Source organism: Streptomyces sp. NPDC059900, from assembly GCF_050270335.1.
In the GTDB taxonomy this organism is placed as follows: Bacteria; Actinomycetota; Actinomycetes; order Streptomycetales; family Streptomycetaceae; genus Streptomyces.
This window is the reverse complement of the sequence record NZ_JBNNJZ010000106.1, coordinates 1-20115: the sequence shown is the minus strand read 5'-3', so window position 1 is coordinate 20115 and position 20115 is coordinate 1. Positions and strand designations below refer to the sequence as shown.

Below are 20115 nucleotides of genomic sequence, written 5' to 3'. Positions count from 1 at the left end.
GTGCTTGTAGGCCTCGTCGGCCGATTCGTACTCGACCTTGTCCACGACGGGCATCTTGTCCAGGTCGACCTTGACCTGTTCCTTCTGCTCGTTCGTGACGGCGCCCTTGGCGCACTTCGGGTCCTGCTCCGCGTCGGCCTTGTTGCAGAGGAAGATCGAGACGTTGACCTTGTCGTACCAGAAGCCCTTCATCGTGCTCACCTGGTCACGCATGAGCAGCGAGCCGCCGAACAGGGCGAGCGAGAGGGCCACGGAGACGACGACCGCGAAGGTCATCGTGAGATTACGGCGGAGACCGACGCCGATCTCCGACAGGACGAACTGGGCGCGCATGGCGTCCTTTCAGTGGATCAGTACGGGTCGTCAGTGCTGGTAGCCGTAAACGCCGCGCGACTGGTCGCGGACGAGACGGCCCTTCTCCAGCTCGATGACCCGCTTGCGCATCTGGTCCACGATCTGCTGGTCGTGGGTCGCCATGACGACGGTCGTGCCGGTCCGGTTGATCCGGTCGAGCAGCTTCATGATGCCGACCGACGTCTGCGGGTCGAGGTTGCCGGTCGGCTCGTCGGCGATCAGGAGCTTGGGGCGGTTGACGAAGGCTCGCGCGATCGCCACCCGCTGCTGCTCACCGCCGGAGAGCTCGCCGGGCATCCGGTCCTCCTTGCCGCCGAGGCCGACGAGGTCGAGGACCTGGGGCACGGACTTGCGGATCTCGCCGCGGGACTTGCCGATGACCTCCTGCGCGAAGGCGACGTTCTCGCCGACGGTCTTGTTCGGAAGGAGACGGAAGTCCTGGAAGACGGTGCCCAACTGGCGCCGCATGTGCGGCACCTTGAAGTTGGAGAGGCGCGCGAGGTCCTTGCCGAGGACGTGCACCTGGCCGTGGCTGGTGCGCTCCTCGCGCAGGACCAGCCGCAGGAAGGTGGACTTTCCGGAGCCGGAGGAGCCCACCAGGAAGACGAACTCGCCCTTCTCGATCTCCAGAGAGACATCCCGGAGGGCGGGCCGGGTCTGCTTGGGGTAGGCCTTGGAGACGTTGTCGAATCGGATCACGGATGCACCACGGGTCGCCGGGGGTAGGTGAGCGTGACCATACGCGAAGCCGGTACGAGAGCGCAGTCAGCGTCCTGAGTTGCGCGAATTGTCGCGGATATACCACGGAACGTAACAGCCGGAAACCGACGAGGACGGGCGGGCCGCGCCGAAACTCGTGGAAGCTGGCACAGTGGTAGGGGGAACGGTTGAGTTCCCCCTAGCGTTGGGCAGGCTGTGACTGTGCGGGAGGAGGAGCGCATGACCTACGACAGGTTGGTGTGCGCGAACTGCGCGGCGCCCGTGAGCGAAGGCCGCTGCCCCGTGTGCCGGGCCAATCGCGAGCGCATGCAGCAAGAGGGGCCGTTCGGCGGCCTCAGCCCTGCGGCTCTGATAGGGGTGCTCGTCGTGCTGATAGCGGCGGTGGCCCTGCTGGCGCACCAGACCGCTTAGCGCGCCCCACAGGCGCGCGCAAGGACGCAGGAAGGGCCCGGAGCTGGCTGCTCCGGGCCCTTCCTTCATGTCGTGCCGTGCTGTGTGGTGCCGGTGCCTGCTATCAGGCAGCGGCGCCGCGGTTGCCGACGAAGCGCGGCAGAACGCGGAAGCCGATGCCGCCGGCGATCATCGTCGCGGCGCCGATCAGCAGGAACGTGGTCTCGGCGGCGCCCGTCTCGGCGAGCTCGCCCTTGTCGGCCTTGTCACCCTGCTCGACCGGGGCGGAGCCCGTGTCGGTCAGGCTGTCCTTGCCCTTGCCCTGCTCGACGGGGTTGGAGCCGCCGTCGGGGTCGTTGTCGTTGCCGCCGGTTCCGTTGCCGCCGGTTCCGTTGCCGTTACCGGGGTCGCTGGGGCCCTCGGTGGGCGTGCTCGGGTCCGTCGGGTCCTCGGTACCGGGGTCCGTCGGGTCCTCGGTGGGCTCCGTGGGCTCCTCGGTGGGCTCGGTCGGCTCCTCGGTGGGCTCCGTGGGCTCCTCGGTCGGCTCCGTCGGGTCCTCGGTGGGCTCCGTCGGGATCTCCGTGGGGTCCTCGGTCGGCTCGTCCTCGCCGATGCCGACGTCGACACCGATGCCGTTCTCGTCGGCGCTGGCGCTGGCGCTCGCGCCGCCGAGGTCGACACCGACGTCGAGGGCCGAGGCGGCACCGGCGGCGGTCAGCGAAGCACCGGCGGCGATCACCGCTCCGGCCGCTATGCGCGCTACGCGGATCCGCGTCTTCTTGGTCATCTGGCTGCTACCCCCAGTAGCTGAATCGTCAGTGAGGCAGCGCCCGGGACTGCGTTCGTCGGGAGCGCCGAAATCCGCCCCCACAGATCACACGCGCCCCAGAGATACGCATGCCGCTCGCTAGCCTTTCCAGTTTCCGGAGCATCGTCAAGGTCGTTGCGCCTGCGATGTCGGAAATAACGGCAGTTGACCGGCCTACGGAGATGTGACTGTGACGTAAAAGGCAACTGCCGCCCATTGGGCGGCAGTTGCCTTGTCGATAAAGCGGCGCTTACTTCTCCTGCTGCTTGCGCCAGCGAATTCCCGCTTCCAGGAAACCGTCGATCTCGCCGTTGAAGACGGACTCGGGGTTGCCCACTTCGAACTCCGTGCGCAGGTCCTTGACCATCTGGTACGGGTGCAGGACGTACGACCGCATCTGGTTGCCCCAGGAATTGCCGCCGTCTCCCTTGAGGGCGTTCATCTTCGCCTGCTCCTCCTGGCGGCGGCGCTCGAGGAGCTTGGCCTGGAGGACGTTCATCGCGCTCGCCTTGTTCTGGATCTGCGAGCGTTCGTTCTGGCAGGAGACGACGATGCCGGTCGGGATGTGCGTCAGGCGGACCGCGGAGTCGGTCGTGTTCACGCCCTGGCCGCCGGGGCCCGACGAGCGGTAGACGTCGATGCGCAGCTCGGACTCGTCGATCTCGATGTGGTCGGTCTGCTCGACGACCGGCAGGATCTCGACGCCCGCGAAGGAGGTCTGGCGGCGGCCCTGGTTGTCGAAGGGCGAGATGCGGACCAGGCGGTGCGTGCCCTGCTCGACCGAGAGGGTTCCGTAGGCGTACGGGACCTGGACGGCGAAGGTGGTCGACTTGATGCCGGCCTCTTCCGCGTACGAGGTTTCGTAGAGCTCCGTCTTGTAGCCGTGGCGCTCGGCCCAGCGCAGGTACATGCGCTGGAGCTTCTCGGCGAAGTCGGAGGCGTCGACGCCACCGGCCTCCGCGCGGATGGTGACGAGCGCCTCACGGGCGTCGTACTCCCCGGAGAGGAGAGTGCGGACTTCCATCTCGTCCAGCGCCTTCTTGACGGCCGTGAGCTCGGTCTCGGCCTCGGCGCGGGTGTCCGGGTCGTCCTCCTCCTCGGCCATCTCGAAGAGCACGCTGAGGTCGTCGATGCGACCGCGGAGCGCTTCGGCCTTGCGCACCTCCGCCTGGAGGTGGCTCAGCTTGCTGGTGATCTTCTGGGCCGCTTCCGGGTCGTCCCAGAGGGACGGCGCGGCCGCCTGCTCCTCGAGCGCAGCGATGTCTGCCCTCAGCTTGTCGAGGTCCAGGACGGCCTCGATCGACTCCATGGTCGAGGAGAGGGACTTGAGCTCTTCGGATACATCGACGACTGCCACGGGACCAGCCTAACGGCTGCACGCAAGCGGTCCGGCCTCCCGGCCCGGGGTGCGGAACCCTCCGGCCCCCGGCACCCGGCCCTGCGGGCCCCGCAGCCGCTCGGACCACTCCGGCCCGGCCCGCCTGCCGGCTGCGGCTCGGGCCGGCCCTGTCTCGTGCGTGGGCCCAAGGGCAGCTTGGGTTCCGTTCCTGTCTCGTGCGTCTGCGCGTCGGCTTGGGCTGGTCCTGTCCCGGCGCTTCGCGCCGGACCAGGGTGGGCACAGACAAGGGGCGGACGCGCGGGGCGGGGGCTACGGCGTCGAGGGGGAGGAGTTGTTGGTGTCCTGAGGGCCCGCATCGGCGTCGTCGCCGCTTGTGGCGGCCCAGGTGCCGATGCCTGCCGCGGCCACCAGGACCGCTCCCGCCACGCCGAGCGTGATCCTGCGGCGGCGGGCGGAGGCGCGGTGGCGGGCCGAGCCGGGACGGGCCGCACCGGACGCGCGGGGGGCGCGGGCCGTGCCACGGGCGCCTCCGGCGAGCTCGTCGGGGCCGGGGACGCGCATGGAGGTGTGGGTGTCGCGGTTCGAGTCGGGGGACGACCCGGGGACGAGGGGGACGGCTCCGCGGCGCGGCGCACCCGGCGCGGGCTCCGGCGCGGGCTCCTCCTCCGCCTCCTCGGCGGGCGCCTCCGTGTCCGGCTCGTCCACGTCGAGCGGCGGCATACCCGCCACCAGCGGCTGGAGCTCCCGCAGGCGCGCCGCGAGCTCCGAGGCGCGCAGCCGGGACGCCGGGGCCTTGGCCAGGCACTGGACCATCAGCTGCCAGAGCTCGTCCGGGATGCCGGGCAGCGGCACAACCGTTTCCGTGACGTGCCGGCGCAGGACCGCTCCGGGGTGCCCGCCGCCGAAGGGCGTGAAGCCCGCCAGAAGCTCGTACAGGACGGTGGCGAGTGCGTAGATGTCGACGGCCGCCCGCGGCGGCAGGCCCTCGATGATCTCCGGGGCGAGGTAGTCCGGCGTACCGATGATCTTCGTCGCGCGGGTGCGGCGCGGGGAGTCGATCAGCTTGGCGACGCCGAAGTCCGTGAGGAGCGCGGGGTGCGAGCCGCCGGGGCCCAGCGGTCCCTGCATGTCCAGCAGGACGTTCTCCGGCTTCACGTCACGGTGCACGATCTGCGCCGCGTGCGCCGCCGCGAGGCCGTCCGCCACGTCGGCGACGATCGCCACCGCGGCCTCCGGGGCCAGGCGCCGCTCACGGTCGAGGCGGGTGCGCAGGTCAGTGCCCCGCACCAGGTCCATGACCAGGGCGAGGTCGTTGCCGTCGACCACCAGGTCGTGGACGCCCACCACGCGCGGGTGGTCGAGGCTGAGCAGAGCCGTGCGCTCCTGGACGAAGCGGCCGACGAGCTCCTGGTCGGACGCCAGGTCCTCGCGCAACAGCTTGATGGCGACGGGCCCCTCGGGTCCCTCGCCGAGCCACACCGTGCCGGCGCTGCCCCGCCCGAGGATCTGGTGGGCGGTGTACCGGCTGCCGATCTTGCGTGCCAAGACTGCTCCTACGGATGCGTGTTGGCGACAAAGCTACGCGGCCTTGCCGCCAACCTTCACTCCAGGAGCAGAAATCACCCGCCAGGTGTCGACAAATCCCCAGAGTCGGGAGGGGATTCGCCCACCGCTGACCGCGGAGCCGCTACTTGCCGTTCAGTTTGCCCATCCAGCCGGCGACCGTGTCGTACCAGTCCGTCAGCTGCTCCCAGTAGCCCTTCGTCGTGCCGATCCACTCCTGGAGCGGGCTCAGCTCCCAGACGAGCCAGCTCGCCACGAAGAGGATGACGAGCGTGAAGAGGCACCCCTTGAGGCAGCCCAGACCCGGGATCTTCATCCGGTTCGGGTTCGAGCTCCGCTGCCTGGGCTCGCGCGGCGGCCGTCCGGCGGGCGGCTGCTGGGGCGGGGTCTGCTGCGGCGGCGCGTACTGCTGCGGCTGGTGCTGGGGCTGCTGCTGCGGTGCGTACTGCTGGCGCTGCGGGGGACGCTGCTGCTGCGGCGCGTACTGCTGGGCGCGCTGCGGCTGCTGCTGCGGGCGGGCCACCTGGCGCTGGGGGCGGCGGCGCAGCGGGTCCTGGTTCGGGTCGACGTACGACTGGACCTGCGTCTGTTCGTTGCGGTCGCGGGCCGCCCGCATCTGGTTCTGCCAGGGATGCGGGTCGTTCGGGTCGCCGCCGGGCTGGTTCGGAGGCACCGGCGGCATGACGGCCGTCGGGTCGGCGGCGCCGCGGCCGCCGCTGGGCAGCACCGACGTCGGGTCGGCGTCGCCGTGCCCGGAGCCGGTGTTCTGCATGACGCTCGTCGCGGCGTTCGGGTCGTAGGACCCCGCGTTGTTCGGGAGCACCTGGGTGGGATCGGCGGCTCCGGGCGTGCCCGGCACCATGGCGGGATCCGGGTCGGGCATGAGGAGGGCGCCCACGCCCTCCGCCGCGGCGATCTGCGCGCTGGACGCGTGCACGCCCACGCCGTCCGCGACGGCCCGCAGGCCGCGCGCGAGGTTCTCGGCGCTGGGGCGGTGGTCGGGGTTCTTGCTGAGGCAGCGTTCTATGACCGTCCACAGCGGGTCCGGGACCGTCGAGGGGCGGCGCGGTTCGGCGCTCAGGTGCTGGTGGAGCACTTCGAGGGCCGAGCCGCCGCCGAAGGGCGGGCTGCCGGTGACGAGCTCGTACAGCAGGATGCCCGCGCCGTAGATGTCGACGGCGCTGGTCTGCGGGCGGCCCTCGGCGGACTCGGGCGCCACGTACGCGGGCGTGCCGACGAATTCGTGGGTGCGGGTCAGGCCCGGCGAGTCGGCGAGGCGCGCGATGCCGAAGTCGGTGAGCATCGGGTGCAGCGAGCCGTCGGCGTCCTGCTTGAGCAGGACGTTCGCGGGCTTGAGGTCCCGGTGCACGACTCCGTCCGCATGGCTCGCGGCGAGGGCGTCGGCGATCTGGGCGGTCATCAGGGCCGCCCCGACCGGCGTGAACGGGCCGTTCTCGCGGAGGTAGCGGTGCAGGTCGGGGCCTTCGACCAGGTCCATGACCAGGGCGAGGAGCTCCCCCTCGACGACCAGGTCGCGGGTCCGCACGATGTTCGGGTGCGTGAGCCTGAGCAGGACTGATCGCTCGCGCAGGAAGCGCATCACGATGTCCGCGTCGTTGGCGAGCTCCTCCTTGAGAACCTTGATCGCGACGGTCTCGCCGGGCTGGCCGGGAACCGCTGCTTCCGCACCTGCGGTCTCGCGCTGGCGGGCTCGCCAGACGGTGCCCGTGGCGCCGCGCCCGAGCGGCTCCTCGAGCAGGTACTTGCTGCCTACCGGCCGCACGTCATGCTCCCTGCTGATCTGCTGATCTGGCTGGTCTGTCGGGACCCGGCTACCCGCCGGAAGATGTTCCGACCCACTGTAGTGCCGCCGAACGGGGCACCGGCCGGTCTCATTCCGACCCGGTCGCCGGGTGACCGGATAGCTGTTCGGTGGAAAGACGCTCCAGTGTGGACGTTGGTTGCCGATGGGCGTCGAATTGACCTTCGTCACGATGCGATGACGGGCGATCGCAACGGTTCAAGCAGGCACTTTTCCGAGCAGAGCCGACCAATCAAGATCACTTAATGGTGGCCGCCGGGCGTGTTGTCAGTGGCAGGTGCGAAGATGCCTTCTTGTTACTGGCCGACGTGGCCGTGTGCGGTGGGGGGAATCACAGCGCGAGTACAGCGCGAGTCCCCGTGCCCGGCGGCAAGGGCAGAAGGGACCGCTGACGGCGATGCAGATCCGGCTGACCGTCCTCGGGCCGCGCAGCGGCCAGACCGCCGAGTCCGAAGGCCGCCCTGCCGTGCCGCGCGGCGCCTGCGACGTGCTGGTCACCGCCCCTGCCGGAACCGCGCTCGCCACCGTCGCATCGGGCCTCGCGGCTGCCGTCGCGGGCGGCGAAGGACCCGTCGTCCTGTACGCGGAGTCGGAGCGCCTCGACGCCCAGCGCTGCACCGTCGGGGAGCCCCCGCTGATCGACGGAGCGGTGCTCTCGCTCGGCTCCCCCGCCGAGCCCGGCCCCGAACCGGCCTCGGCCGCCGCCCAGTTGCACGTGGTCGCGGGACCCGACGCGGGCGGGGTGCACCTCCTGCACGGCGGCCAGATCCGCGTGGGCCGCTCCGCCGACGCGGACGTCCCGCTGGACGACCCGGACGTCTCGCGGCTGCACTGCGCGGTGACGCTCGCCCCGGACGGCCAGGTCACCGTCACGGACCTGGGCTCCACGAACGGCACGACGGTGGACGGCCGCGACATCACCGACCGCCCGGTGCGCCTGGCCCCCGGCTCCCTGCTGCGCCTGGGCGAGTCCGCGCTGCGGCTGACCGCCGGGGACGGGACGGGCGGCACGCTGGCCACGGCGCCGGACGGCGAGGGGCACGTGCGCGTGCGGGTCACCGCGAGCGGCGACGCCCCCCGGAACACTCTCCCGGAAGAGGGGCCCGCACCCTCCGGCGGCACCCACCACGCGTACGGCTCCGCCGCCTTTCCCGGCGCGGGTGACGGCGGCCGGGGCACGTCATACGCAACGGAGGGGGCGTACGGCCAGCCATCCTTCGCCGATGCCCCGGTCGTGCCCCAGCAGGGCGGCGCCCCGGACGCCGAGAGCACCCGCACCGGCACCCCCGCGCGCGGGACGACCGTGCCCCGCAACCTCCGCAGGCGCGGCGGCCTCTCGGCCTGGGCCCGGCGGCTCACGGGCGCCCGCGACGAGGAGTACGGCCCGGACGGCCCCGAAGACGATCCGTACGGGACGGGGAGCCACACCGTCTCCCCGCAACCGGCGGGACCCACCCCCGAGGACCTCGCGGTGGCCGCAGCCGCGCGGACCCCGGAGTCCTGGCCCGATCCCGCGGCCCTGCTGCTCACCGCGCTCGGCCCCGGCCCCCGGCTCTGGGAACGCGGCCCCGGCCACCCCGAGGCCCTCGCGGTCCGGCTCGGCACGGTCGACCGCACGGCCCCGGACGAGCGCGGACTGCTGCCCGCCGTCCCCGTGACGGTCAGCCTGCGCGAGGCGGGGGCGCTCGGCCTCGCGGGACCGCGCGGGCGGCTCACGGGGCTCGCCCGTGCCGTCGTCGCCCAGCTCGCAGCCATGCACTCCCCCGACGCCCTGGAGATCGTGCTGCTCAGCACGGACCGGGCACGGCCCGTCCAGGAACGCACTGCCGAGTGGTCCTGGCTCGGCTGGCTCCCGCATCTGCGGCCCACGCACGGCCAGGACTGCCGTCTCCTCCTTGCCTACGACCGCGAGCAGGCCACCGCCCGCACCGACGAGCTGCTGCGGCGCCTCGACGACCACGCGGCGGACAAGGCGTCCGCCGCAGCCGCCGACAGCGCCGGCGACGGCCTCCTCGACGCCGGGCCCCGCGCCGTGGTCGTGGTGGACGGCGATCCCGGCTCCGCCGGGCTGCGGGAAGCCGTGGCGCGCCTCGCGCGCGAAGGGGCCGACGCCGGGATCCATGTCGTCTGCCTGGCGGAGACGCCCGCCGCGTCACCCGCGTCGCCGGTCTCCGCCACGTATGAAGCCGCCTGCTCCGTGTCGCCGGCCTTCCGCGCGTGCGGCGCCGTCGCGCTGCTCAGCGGCGACGTGGCCACCGCGCTGCGGCTGCTGCGCACCGTGGACGGGCAACCCGCCGGGCACGGCACGGTCGCCGCGGTGGACGCGGTGTCTCAGGCCTGGGCCGAGCGGTTCGCCCGCGCCCTGGCGCCTTTCCGTACGGACGGGGCGCCCGGCGACGGGCACGCGCGCGTGTCCGCCCCATTGCCTCAAATGGCGCGTTTGCTCGACGAGTTGGGGCTCGCCCGGGCCACCCCCGCGTCCCTGATGGCGCGGTGGGCCGCCGCGGCCGACGACGCGGAGGCGCTGGGCGGGCGGGCCTGGGCCGTGCTCGGGGCGGGGCCGCGCGGGCCTGTGGTCATGGACCTCGCCGCCGAGGGCCCGCATGTCCTGGCCGAGGGCCCTTCGGGGAGCGGCCGTACGGAACTGCTGCGCTCCATCGCCGCCTCGCTGGCCGCTGCGGAGCGGCCCGACCGGCTCGGCATGGTCCTGATCGACGGACGGGACAGCACCGGGAGCGGGGGCAGCGGGACGAACGGAGCGAACATACGGCTGGTCGAAGGCCTCGCGGTCTGTATGGACCTGCCGCATGTCACGACGCATCTCGCCGCCAACGACCCCGTGCGCATGCGGGAGTTCGCCCAGTCCCTGACCGCCGAGCTGAAGCGGCGTGCCGAGCTGCTGGGGCGGCTCGGGTTCGCGGAGTGGCATGCGCAGGCAGCTGCCGGCGGGGGCGCCTTGATCAGCGGGGTCGGCGGGATCGCAGACGGCGGCGCGGGTGATCTTGAGGCGCCGCCGAGTTCCACGATGCGGCTGCGGCCTGCGGCTGCCGCGCGCAAGGGGATCGAGCCGGGGCCTCCGCTGCCTCGGCTCGTCGTGCTCGTCGACGACTTCGACGCGCTGCTTTCGCCCGCCCTCGGGTCGCCGGGGCGGCCTGCCGCGGGGTCCGTCGTGCGGGCGCTCGAAGCCGTGGCCAGGGACGGGGAGCGGCTCGGGGTCCATCTGATTGCCACCACCGCGAGCGGTGAGCGGACCCCCGGGACCGAGCTGGGGCGGCGGGCCGCGCTGCGGGTCGCGCTGGACGCCGTTGCTCCGGGACCGGAGGAGCCTGCCCCCGGCCGCGGGGAGCTGCGTACCGCCGAGGGGCGGGTGAGTCCCTTCCAGGCGGGGCGGGTCACCGGGCGCATTCCGCGTACGTCCACGCTGCGGCCCACCGTCGTTCCGCTGGAGTGGGAGCGGATGGGGGATCCGCCGGCGCGGCGGCCCGTCCGTGAACTCGGCAACGGTCCGACCGACTTGGCGTTGCTCGCCAGCGCGCTGGAGCGGGCCGCCCGATCCGTTGCCGCGGATCAGGTGCCGTCCCTTTTGTAGCTCTGCATCGCTGCCGTAGCCGGGCGCCTGGCTACGACTCCCAGGTCATGACGGCACGTCACAACGCCATCACGATCACCCAGTTGTCATGGTTGGCGCTCTTGCCGCCTCTCCCCGGGCGGGCGTAGACAGGCCGCACGGACTCGCCAGGGATGAGAACGGGGCAGTGATGCGCAGCACTCTTCGTACACGCAGGGCACCGCACCACCGGCGTACCACCGCCAAATTCGCCGCGGCCTTCGTCGCGGGCGCGCTCGCGCTCTCCGTCACCGCATGCGGCGGCGACGGAGACGACGACGGGGACGGCGGGGACAAGGGCGGCGGCAAGGAGAGCGCCGCCGCGGTCGAACTGCCCAAGCTGGACGGGCAGACCGTGTCCGTCGCCGCCGTATGGGGCGGCTCGGAGCGGAAGGTCTTCCTCAAGGTTCTCGACGAGTTCGAGAAGCGGACCGGGGCCAAGGTCACCTTCGTACCCGCCCAGGACCCGATCATCAGCTTCCTGGAGTCGAAGGTCGCGGGCGGCGCGCCGCCGGACGTCGCGATGCTTCCGCAGGTCGGCGCGATCGAGCAGGCCGTGCAGAACAAGTGGGCCAAGCCCGTCGGACCCGAGGCGCAGAAGCAGCTCGACAAGAACTACGCGAAGGGCTGGCAGGACCTCGGCGCCGTCGACGGCAAGCAGTACGGCGTGTACTTCAAGGCCGCCAACAAGTCGCTTGTCTGGTACAACACCCAGGTCTTCGACAACGCGGGCGCCAAGGCCGCCAAGACCTGGGACGACTTCATGAAGACGGCCCAGACGGTGTACGACTCCGGCGTACCGCCGATCTCGGTCGCGGGCGCCGACGGCTGGACCCTCACCGACTGGTTCGAGAACATCTACCTCTCGCAGGCGGGCCCGGAGAAGTACGACCAGCTCGCCAAGCACGAGATCAAGTGGACGGACCCCTCCGTGAAGGAGGCGCTGACCACGCTCGGCGAGGTCTTCGGCACGAAGGGCTTCGTCGCGGGCGGCGCCAAGGGCGCGCTGCAGACCGAGTTCCCCGCATCGGTCAAGCAGACCTTCACCGGCGGCGACCAGCCCAAGGCGGGCATGGTCTTCGAGGGCGACATGGTCTCGCTGCCGATCTCGGAGACGAAGGCCGAGATAGGCACCGACGCCAAGGTGTTCCCGTTCCCCGCGGTCGGCGACGACTCCCCCGCGGTGGTCGGCGGTGACGCGGCGGTGGCCCTGAAGGACAGCAAGGGCGCCCAGGCACTGCTCACCTACCTCGCCTCGCCGGACTCGGCCGAGATCTGGGCGGAGGCGGGCGGCTTCGTGTCGCCGAACAAGAGCCTCGACCTGGCGGCGTACCCGAACGACGTGCAGCGGAGCATCGCCAAGGCGCTGATCGCGGCGGGCGACGACATCCGCTTCGACATGTCCGACCAGGCCCCGCAGGCCTTCGGCGGCACCCCCGGCAAGGGCGAGTGGAAGGCGTTGCAGGACTTCCTGACGAACCCGAAGGACGTCGAGGGCACGCAGAAGGCGCTGGAGACGTCTGCCGCCGCGGCCTACAAGGACTGAGCGGTGGCGTCCGCGAACGCCGGGGGCGCGCCCGATGCGGTGCTGCCCCCGGCCCCCCGCCGCAAGAGCGTGACCGGCACGCGCAAGGGCATGGCGGTGCTCTTCCTGCTGCCCGCCCTGGTGCTGCTCGGCGCTCTGGTCCTGTACCCCATCGGGTACTCCGTCTTCCGCAGCTTCTTCGACAAGTCGGGCGACTTCACGGCGTTCGGCAACTACAAGACGCTGTTCACGGACGACACCATCCTCACCGCGGTCAAGAACAACGCGATCTGGATCGTCGTCGCCCCGACCCTGGCGACGGGGCTCGGCCTGATCTTCGCCGTGCTCACCGAACGGATCCGCTGGGGAACGGCGTTCAAGCTGGTCATCTTCATGCCGATGGCCATCTCTATGCTGGCGGCCGGCATCATCTTCCGGCTCGTGTACGAGTCGGACCCCGACCGGGGTGTCGCCAACGCCGTCATGGTGGGGGTGCACGACACGTTCAACGAGTCGTCCGCCTTCCCGCAGGCGCATCCCAGTACGGAGTCGCCGCTGAAGGCGGCGGCCGGCGGCGCCTTCATCACGCGAAAGCCGGTGAGCGCGGGCACTCCGGTGGTGCTGCCGCTGACCGGTGTCGCGCCGGACAACATGCCGGACGGCGCCGAGTCCGCCGCCGCCGCGAAGCCGGACCCCGACAAGGTCACCGGCACGGCGTGGCAGGACTTCACGCGGGGCAAGGGCCGGGGCGAGGTGAACGCCCCGGACAAGGCCGAGTTCGGCTATGCCGGTATCAAGATCCAGGCGGTCAAGGACGGCAAGGTGGTGGCGACCGCCGAAGCGGCGGCCGACGGCACCTTCGCGCTCCCCAAGGAGGCCGACGGGGCGCAGCTGCGCTTCCCCGCGTCGAACTTCCGCGAGCCGTACAACGGCGTGGACTGGCTCGGCCCCTCCCTCATCACGCCCGCGGTCATCGGCTCGTACCTGTGGATCTGGGTGGGCTTCGCGATGGTCCTGATCGCGGCCGGTCTCGCGAGCGTGCCGCGTGAACTCCTGGAGGCGGCGCGCGTGGACGGCGCCAACGAATGGCAGGTGTTCCGCAGGATCACGGTGCCGATCCTCGCCCCCGTCCTCGCGGTGGTGGCGGTCACGCTGATGATCAACGTACTGAAGATCTTCGACCTGATCTTCATCATCCCGCCGAACTCGTCGAAGGACGACGCGAACGTCCTGGCGCTCCAGCTCTACAACTCCGCGTTCCTCGACAAGGATTCGGGCGTGGCGAGCGCGATCGCCGTACTGCTCTTCCTCCTCGTGATCCCGGTGATGCTTTTTAACGTCCGGCGACTTCGGCGGGAAGGACGACGATGACCACCCAAGTCGAAGCGGTGAAGGCCGAGCGGTCGCTCGGGGGGCGGATCGCGTCCGTCCTGAGCGGCACCGCCGTACGCGTCTTCCTCGTCGTCGTGGCGCTGTTCTGGCTGGTGCCGACGGTCGGGCTGCTGCTCGGCTCGCTGCGGACCTCCGAGGACATGGCCGAGAGCGGCTGGTGGAAGGTCTTCAGCGCGCCGTCCCAGATGACCCTGGACAACTACACGAACCTCCTCAAGGACGAGACGATCACCGACTCGATCCTGTCCAGCATCATGATCACCGTCCCGGCGACACTGCTCGTCGTGATCATCGGGTCGCTGGCCGGATACGCCTTCGCGTGGATGGAGTTCCCGGGCCGCGACTGGTGGTTCCTCGGGGTCGTCGGGCTGCTCGTGGTCCCCGTACAGGTGGCACTGCTTCCCGTCTCGAAGATCTTCGGCGCGATCGGGATCTTCGAGACGACGATCGGCGTGGTCGTCTTCCACGTGGCCTTCGGCCTGCCGTTCGCGATCTTCCTCCTGCGGAACTTCTTCGCGGAGATCCCCCGCGAACTCCTGGAGGCCGCCCGCCTGGACGGCGCCGGTGAACTGCGGCTCTTCTTCCGGGTGGTGATGCCGCTCGGCGCACCCGCGATCGCCTCGCTCGGCATCTTCCAGTTCCTCTGGGTCTGGAACGACATGCTGATCGCGCTGATCTTCGCCGACTCCGAGAGCCCGCCGATCACGGTCGCGCTCCAGCAGCAGGTGCGGTCCTTCGGCGACAACGTGCAGATCCTGGCGCCCGGCGCGTTCATCTCGATGGTGATCCCGCTGGCCGTGTTCTTCGCCTTCCAGCGGCAGTTCGTGTCCGGCGTGATGGCGGGCGCGGTCAAGTAACGCGGGCAGGTGACGCGGCCGGGAGACAAGTCCCCGACGGCATCCGCCGTACGGGCTCATATGTTCGACGGGTGAGGCGGCCTCCGACCGGGGGCCGCCTCACCCGCGTCCGCTCCCCCGCATCCCCCGTATGCCTCGTTCGACGTAACCCGACCGGCCGCCGGGGCGTTTTCGGGCAGTATGCCCGCGTCGACCCATGGATGTGCCTTGCCCCGGTTCAGTGTCATCGTGCCCGTGTACAAGGTGCAGGCATATCTGCACGCATGCCTTGAATCGGTGCTGCGCCAGTCGTTCACGGACCTGGAACTGATCGTGGTCGACGACTGCTCGCCCGACGCGTGCGGCGCCCTCATCGACGAGTGCGCGGCCCGTGACACCCGCGTGACGGCCGTCCACCTCACGGAGAACGTCGGCCTGGGCAGGGCGCGCAACGCGGGCATGGAGCACGCCACCGGCGACTACCTGATCTTCCTGGACAGCGACGACACCCTCACACCGGACTCCCTGCACGCGATCTCCGACCGCATCAAGGAGACGGACGAGCCGGACGTCCTGATCTACGACTACGCGCGCACGTTCTGGTCGGGCGAGGCGGTCCGCAACCAGTTCGCGGGCCTCCTGAAGGAAGACGGCAGCACCGCCTTCCCGCTGAGCGAGAGACCCGGCCTCCTCAGGCTCCTGATGGTCGCCTGGAACAAGGCGTACCGCCGCGACTTCATCGAGCGCGAGGCCTTCACCTTCCCGCCCGGCCTCTACGAGGACACGCCCTGGACCTACCCGGTCCTGATGAAGGCGGGCACCATCGCCACCCTCGACCGGGTCTGCGTGCACTACCTCCAGCGCCGCCGCGGCAGCATCCTGCGCACCACCACCCGCCGGCACTTCGACATCTTCGAGCAGTACGAGCGGGTCTTCGCGTTCCTCGACCAGCACCCGGAGCTCTCGCTCGCCTGGCGCTCCCTCCTCTTCCGGCGGATGGTCGACCACCTCACCACCGTCTTCACCAAGCGCGACCGCCTCCCGCGCGGCAGCCGCCCCGAGTTCCTGCGCAAGGCCCGCACCCACTACCGCCGCTACCGCGCCCCCGGCGCCCGCCTGCGCCCCCGCACCCGCCTGCGGCACGGCCTGGTGCGCCTGGGCACCCACCGCACCTACCGCACCCTGTGGACGGCCCTGCGCCTGCGGACCAGGGCCGGGCGGTACGCGGCCACCGCGCGCCGCCGCACCAAGGGCGCCGCCCTCCAGCTGCACTACCGCATCCAGCTGTGCCTGCCGGTGCGCGCCGACCGCGCGGTCTTCGCCTCGTACTGGGGGCGCGGCTACGGCTGCAACCCCGGCGCCCTGGAAGCCGCGCTGCGCGAGCACGCCCCGCACATCCGCACCGCGTGGATCGCCGACCCGGCCCACCACCACACGCTGCCGACGGCGACCCGCAGGCTCCGCCCCGGCACGGCCGCGTACTGGACGGCGCTCGCCCGCTCCAAGTACCTGGTCAACAACGTGAACTTCGACCGAAGACTCGTCAAACGCCGCGGCCAGGTCATGATCCAGACCCAGCACGGCACGCCCCTGAAGCTGATGGGCCTCGACCTCCAGGACCGCCCGGCCGCCGCCCGCGGCATGGACTTCGCGGCCCTCCTGCGCAACGCCGACAAATGGGACTACGTCCTGTCCTCGAACCGGCACTCCACCCTGATCTGGGAGCGCGTCTTCCCCGCCTCCTTCACGACCCTGGAGTACGGCTACCCGCGCAACGACATCTACCAGCGGGCGACCTCCGCCGACGTGGCCCGCATCCGCGAGTCCATCGGCATCCCCCGCGGCACCACCGCCATCCTCTACGCGCCCACCCACCGCGACTACCGCCACACCCAGCTGCGCTCCCTCGACCTGGAGCGGCTGCTGCACAACCTCGGCCCGCGCTTCGTCGTCCTGACCCGCGCCCACCACTCGTACGGGGCACCCCTCGCCCCCTCCTCGGACCGCCTGATCGACGTGTCCGACCACCCCAGCGTCGAGTCGCTCTGCCTGGCCTCCGACGCCCTGGTCACCGACTACTCCTCGCTGATGTTCGACTACGTCAACCTCGACCGCCCCGTCGTCCTGCACGCCGAGGACCAGCAGGCGTACGAGGCGGCCCGCGGGACCTACTTCGACGTGCGCGAGTTCCCGCCCGGCGCCGTCGCGCGCGACCAGGACGAACTCACCGACATCTTCGTCACCGGGCACTGGCGCGGCTCGCGCTCGGCGCAGCTGCGCGCGGCGTTCCGAGACCGCTTCTGCGTGTACGACGACGGTCGGGCCGCTGAACGGGTTGTGAGGCATGTGGTGCTCGGTGAGACCGGGGGCCTACCGTCGGTGGCGCCACTCGCGGACCGGCACCCGGTGCCGGCCGCGGGAGCGGCCGGCGAGCCGCTGCCGCGGGCCGACGCCTCCCGGCCCGCTCCGCGCCCGTAGCCGAACCGTCCTCCTCCCCCCAGCCCCGGGACCAGACATGCAGAACGCCTCAGCCACCACGTCCCCGACCGACCAGCTGCCCCGGCCGCGCGGCCTCTCCGACGTGAAGGGCTGGTTCCACCCCGTCGACCAGGTGCTCTTCGACTGGATCCTGGGCCGTCAGCTCGACCGGGCGCAGCGGGGTGACCTCGTGGAGCTCGGCGCGTACCTGGGCAAGAGCGCCATCTTCATGGGTACGTACCTGCGCGCGGACGAGACGTTCACGGTCTGCGACCTCTTCGACTCCCCCGCCCCCGACAAGGCCAACTCCGCCGAGATGGGCCGCTCGTACGCCACGCTCACGCGCCGCGCCTTCGAGGCCAACTACCGCTCCTTCCACGAGGATCTGCCGCAGATCGTCCAGGAGCCGTCCTCCGGGATCACCGCGCACGTGGCGGCGGACAGCTGCCGCTTCGTGCACATCGACGCCTCGCATCTGTACGAGCACGTCCACGCGGACATCGCCGCCGCCCGCGAACTCCTGGGCACGGACGGGATCGTGGTGCTCGACGACTTCCGGGCCGAGCACTGTCCGGGCGTGGCCGCGGCGACCTGGGGCGCCGTGGCAAGCGCCGGGCTCAAACCGCTGTGCATCACGGCCACGAAGTTCTACGGCACGTGGGGCGCCTACGACGAGATCCACGCCGATCTCGCCGCGTTCCTCAAGGAGCGGGACGACATGTGGCACGGCGCCGAGGAGGTCGCGGGCTTCCCGATGATCCGCATCAGCGGCAAGAAGGCGAAATCCCCGGAGCAGCCGGCCTCACGCCACGCGAACGAGCCCGTCCCGCAGCTGCCGGACAGGCCCGCCGCCGGGGCGGGAAGCCGGGCAAGGGGCCTGCTGTCATCACTGCTGGCACGCTCGGGACGTTCTTGACTCAACGCTCCAAAAGCTCGAACAACGCCTCCCAGCGCTCAAGCACCCGCGCCTCGGAGAATCTCTGCACATTGAGCCGCGCCCGCTCCCCCATGGCGTTCCGCAGCCGCGGGTTGCCGGTGAGCCGCAGGATGCGGTCGGCCAGAGCCCCGACATCACCGGCAGGAGCAAGCAGTCCGTCCTCGCCATGGCGAACGATCTCGCGGACGCCCGGCGCGCAGTCGAACGCCGCGCACGGCACCGCGCTGGCCATCGCCTCCATCAGGGCCAGCGGAAAACCCTCGCCGCGCGACGACTGCACGAACAGAGAGCTCTCGGCGAGCACGCCCGGCACATCGCTGGTGCGCCCCCGCCACTCCACGGAACCGTCGAGCCCGAGCCGCGAGCACTGCCGCTTGAGTTCGGCCTCGTCCGCCCCCGCGCCGTAGATCCGCAGCGTCCAGTCGGGGCGCTGCGGGGCCACGAGCGCCCAGGTGTCGACGAGCATGTCGACGCCCTTCTGGTCGGCGAGCCTGCCGATGCTGCACACCACGTTCGCCTCGCGCCGCGAGGGCACGGCGGGAAGGTGCGCGAGGGCGTTGGGCATCGCGCCGACGTTGTGCATGCCGTCGATGATCCAGTCGTCGGCGTCCTCCTGGGTCAGCGCGAGCCACCGGTCCACGGAGGGGTAGCTGCGCTTGACCGCGCGGTAGCGGTGGCAGGCGCGGGTGTAGGCGTACGACTCGTGGCTCATGCCGATGATGCGCAGGCCCGCGGTGTCGGCCTCCCTGATCCACTCCATGGGCCAGACCTGCGTGACGACGGCGACCGCGCCGGGGCGTGCGGCGCGGAAGATCTCCGAGAGCCGGTCCACGACGCGGCGCTTGGCGGCGATCCGTACCGATTCGCGGCGCCGCGCCACCACGTTCAGGCGGCCGAGGCCGCGCGGCGGGCGCGGGGACTGCGGGTGCTCTTCGTAGAGGCTGGTCACGGGGTAGCCGCGGTCCTCGGGCAGCGCCAGTTTCAGCTCGGCCTCGTGGACGCCGATGACGTGCACCCGGTGGCCGTTGCGCTGGAAGAGCCGGGCCATCTGGTGGGCCCAGGCGGTGACGCCGCCGAGTTCGTCGACGGTGTTGGCGACGAGGAAGAGGTCGCGGCTCTTCGCCGCGGTGCCGGTCTTCGTGGTGGCGATCGTCGTGGTCATGCGCCCTCCCCCTGCTGCTGCGTTTTCCGGGACTGCTGCTGCGTGTTCCGGGACTGCTGCTGCGTGCTCGACCGCTTCTGCGTGTTCCGGGGCCGCTCGCCGAAGAGCGCGTCCACCACGTCGGCCGCGGCCCGCCCCTGGTCGTACGCGCCGAACCGCGCCGCGAACGCCCCTCTGGCCTCCGCCCACGCGCCGTCGGTCTGTTTCAGCGTGGCGAGCACGCGCAGCAGCTCCTCCTGCGTCTCGACGACGGGCCCGCCCGCGTCGTCCCGCAGCGCGAAGTAACTGCCCCGCTCGGCCTCGTACGCGTCGAGGTCGGGCGCGAAGTGCACCAGCGGCCGGTCGAGGAGGGCGAAGTCGAACATGATCGACGAGTAGTCGGTGACCAGGACGTCGGCGAGGCAGAGCAACTCGCTCACGTCGTGGTGGGCCGATACGTCGACGACGGTGCCGGGCGGGCAGACCGGCAGGGCTGCCGCCTCCATGTAGTGGGCCCGCACAAGCAGGACGTGGGTGTCGCCGAAGCGGTCCGCGAACTTGCGTACGTCGAGGGGCAGTCGGACCGCCTTGTTCTTCTTGGGCGGGCCGCCGCGGAACGTCGGCGCGTACAGCACCACCGTCTTGTGGTCGGGGATGCCGAGTTCGGCGGCCACGGCCGGGCGGGGGAAGCGGCCCGAGGTCTCGTCCCTGGCGCGCGCGGCGATCAGGCGGTCGTTGCGCGGGTAGCCGCAGCGCAGCAGCCGCTCGTCGGGGATGCCATAGGCGCGGGCCAGGGTGTTCACGTCGTGCTCGGAGCGCACCAGGAAGTGGTCGAAGCGGTCGACGGCCTCCGCGAGCCACCGGCGCTGCGGGGCGTTCTGCGTCTTGACGCGCGCCTCGTCGAAGCCCATGCGCTTGTACGCGGAACCGTGCCAGGTCTGGAGGTACGTGGTGTGGCGCGGCTTGGCCAGGGCGTGCGGGAAGCCCTGGTTGTCGATCCAGAACTCGGCGCGGCCGAGGGCCCACAGGTAGCGCCAGGACCAGCGGCGCACGAGGCGGGCCGAGCCGGGGAACCCGTCGGGCGAAGCGGCGTACGACCAGGTGCAGCGCAGCCCCAGGCCACGGTCGGTGATCTCCTGGTGGACGGCGCGCGGGCTGTCGCCGTAGCACGCTCCCATGTGGCTCTCGAAGACCACCGAGCCC

General features: G+C 71.4%; 15 protein-coding genes. 7 read left to right on the top strand and 8 right to left on the bottom strand.

Annotated features, from left to right (window positions below):
• Together ACQKIP_RS17220 and ftsE are read right to left on the bottom strand one after the other, a co-directional pair.
• Positions 1-333, bottom strand: a 333-nt coding sequence (locus tag ACQKIP_RS17220) for a permease-like cell division protein FtsX (RefSeq protein ID WP_427743351.1), incomplete at its 3' end; no start/stop codon positions are given.
• A 30-nt stretch (positions 334-363) separates the two neighbouring features.
• Complete coding sequence (ftsE, locus tag ACQKIP_RS17215; protein WP_030788113.1) at positions 364-1053, bottom strand: cell division ATP-binding protein FtsE; 690 nt, start codon at positions 1051-1053, stop codon at positions 364-366.
• A 240-nt stretch (positions 1054-1293) separates the two neighbouring features.
• Here ftsE and ACQKIP_RS17210 point away from each other — a divergent pair, with 240 nt between their 5' ends.
• Positions 1294-1485: a hypothetical protein gene (locus ACQKIP_RS17210; RefSeq protein WP_361186803.1), complete on the top strand. Its 192-nt coding sequence runs from the start codon at positions 1294-1296 to the stop codon at positions 1483-1485.
• A 103-nt stretch (positions 1486-1588) separates the two neighbouring features.
• Here the strand turns inward: ACQKIP_RS17210 and ACQKIP_RS17205 are convergent, their stop codons facing one another.
• From ACQKIP_RS17205 to ACQKIP_RS17190, 4 genes are all read right to left on the bottom strand, one after another.
• Complete coding sequence (locus ACQKIP_RS17205; RefSeq protein ID WP_365857249.1) at positions 1589-2251, bottom strand: LPXTG cell wall anchor domain-containing protein; 663 nt, start codon at positions 2249-2251, stop codon at positions 1589-1591.
• Between the two features lie 271 nt (positions 2252-2522).
• Positions 2523-3629: a peptide chain release factor 2 gene (gene prfB / locus ACQKIP_RS17200; RefSeq protein WP_361186807.1), complete on the bottom strand. Its 1107-nt coding sequence runs from the start codon at positions 3627-3629 to the stop codon at positions 2523-2525.
• A gap of 291 nt (positions 3630-3920) precedes the next feature.
• Positions 3921-5156 carry a serine/threonine-protein kinase gene (locus tag ACQKIP_RS17195; RefSeq protein WP_365857247.1) on the bottom strand — a complete coding sequence of 412 codons (1236 nt, stop codon included), beginning with the start codon at positions 5154-5156 and terminating at the stop codon, positions 3921-3923.
• 142 nt (positions 5157-5298) lie between these two features.
• Positions 5299-6957: a serine/threonine-protein kinase gene (locus ACQKIP_RS17190; protein WP_365857245.1), complete on the bottom strand. Its 1659-nt coding sequence runs from the start codon at positions 6955-6957 to the stop codon at positions 5299-5301.
• 436 nt (positions 6958-7393) lie between these two features.
• On the opposite strand from ACQKIP_RS17190, the gene ACQKIP_RS17185 reads away from it, so the two are divergent.
• The 6 genes from ACQKIP_RS17185 (at position 7394) to ACQKIP_RS17160 (ending at position 17750) form a co-directional block, all read left to right on the top strand.
• Positions 7394-10585 carry an FHA domain-containing protein gene (locus tag ACQKIP_RS17185; protein WP_365857243.1) on the top strand — a complete coding sequence of 1064 codons (3192 nt, stop codon included), beginning with the start codon at positions 7394-7396 and terminating at the stop codon, positions 10583-10585.
• A gap of 169 nt (positions 10586-10754) precedes the next feature.
• Positions 10755-12149, top strand: a complete 1395-nt coding sequence (locus tag ACQKIP_RS17180; protein WP_365857241.1) for an ABC transporter substrate-binding protein — start codon at positions 10755-10757, stop codon at positions 12147-12149.
• A gap of 3 nt (positions 12150-12152) precedes the next feature.
• Positions 12153-13499: a carbohydrate ABC transporter permease gene (locus tag ACQKIP_RS17175; RefSeq protein WP_427743346.1), complete on the top strand. Its 1347-nt coding sequence runs from the start codon at positions 12153-12155 to the stop codon at positions 13497-13499.
• A complete protein-coding gene (locus ACQKIP_RS17170; RefSeq protein ID WP_365857239.1) occupies positions 13496-14377 on the top strand; it encodes a carbohydrate ABC transporter permease in 882 nt (293 codons plus the stop codon). The genes ACQKIP_RS17175 and ACQKIP_RS17170 overlap by 4 nt, the downstream gene beginning before the upstream one ends.
• A gap of 207 nt (positions 14378-14584) precedes the next feature.
• Positions 14585-16834 (top strand): bifunctional glycosyltransferase/CDP-glycerol:glycerophosphate glycerophosphotransferase, encoded by a 2250-nt coding sequence (locus ACQKIP_RS17165; protein ID WP_365857237.1) that lies wholly within the window; start codon positions 14585-14587, stop codon positions 16832-16834.
• A gap of 37 nt (positions 16835-16871) precedes the next feature.
• Entirely contained in the window at positions 16872-17750 is an 879-nt protein-coding gene (locus ACQKIP_RS17160; RefSeq protein WP_365857235.1) for a class I SAM-dependent methyltransferase, read from the top strand.
• A gap of 1 nt (position 17751) precedes the next feature.
• Here ACQKIP_RS17160 and ACQKIP_RS17155 read toward each other — a convergent pair whose 3' ends face one another.
• Together ACQKIP_RS17155 and ACQKIP_RS17150 are read right to left on the bottom strand one after the other, a co-directional pair.
• The gene (locus ACQKIP_RS17155) at positions 17752-18933 is read right to left on the bottom strand and encodes a glycosyltransferase (RefSeq protein WP_365857232.1); all 1182 of its coding nucleotides are present in this window, start codon (positions 18931-18933) and stop codon (positions 17752-17754) included.
• Positions 18930-20115 (bottom strand): CDP-glycerol glycerophosphotransferase family protein (locus ACQKIP_RS17150; protein WP_427743343.1); only part of this gene is annotated, 1186 nt, incomplete at its 5' end. The genes ACQKIP_RS17155 and ACQKIP_RS17150, both read right to left, overlap by 4 nt.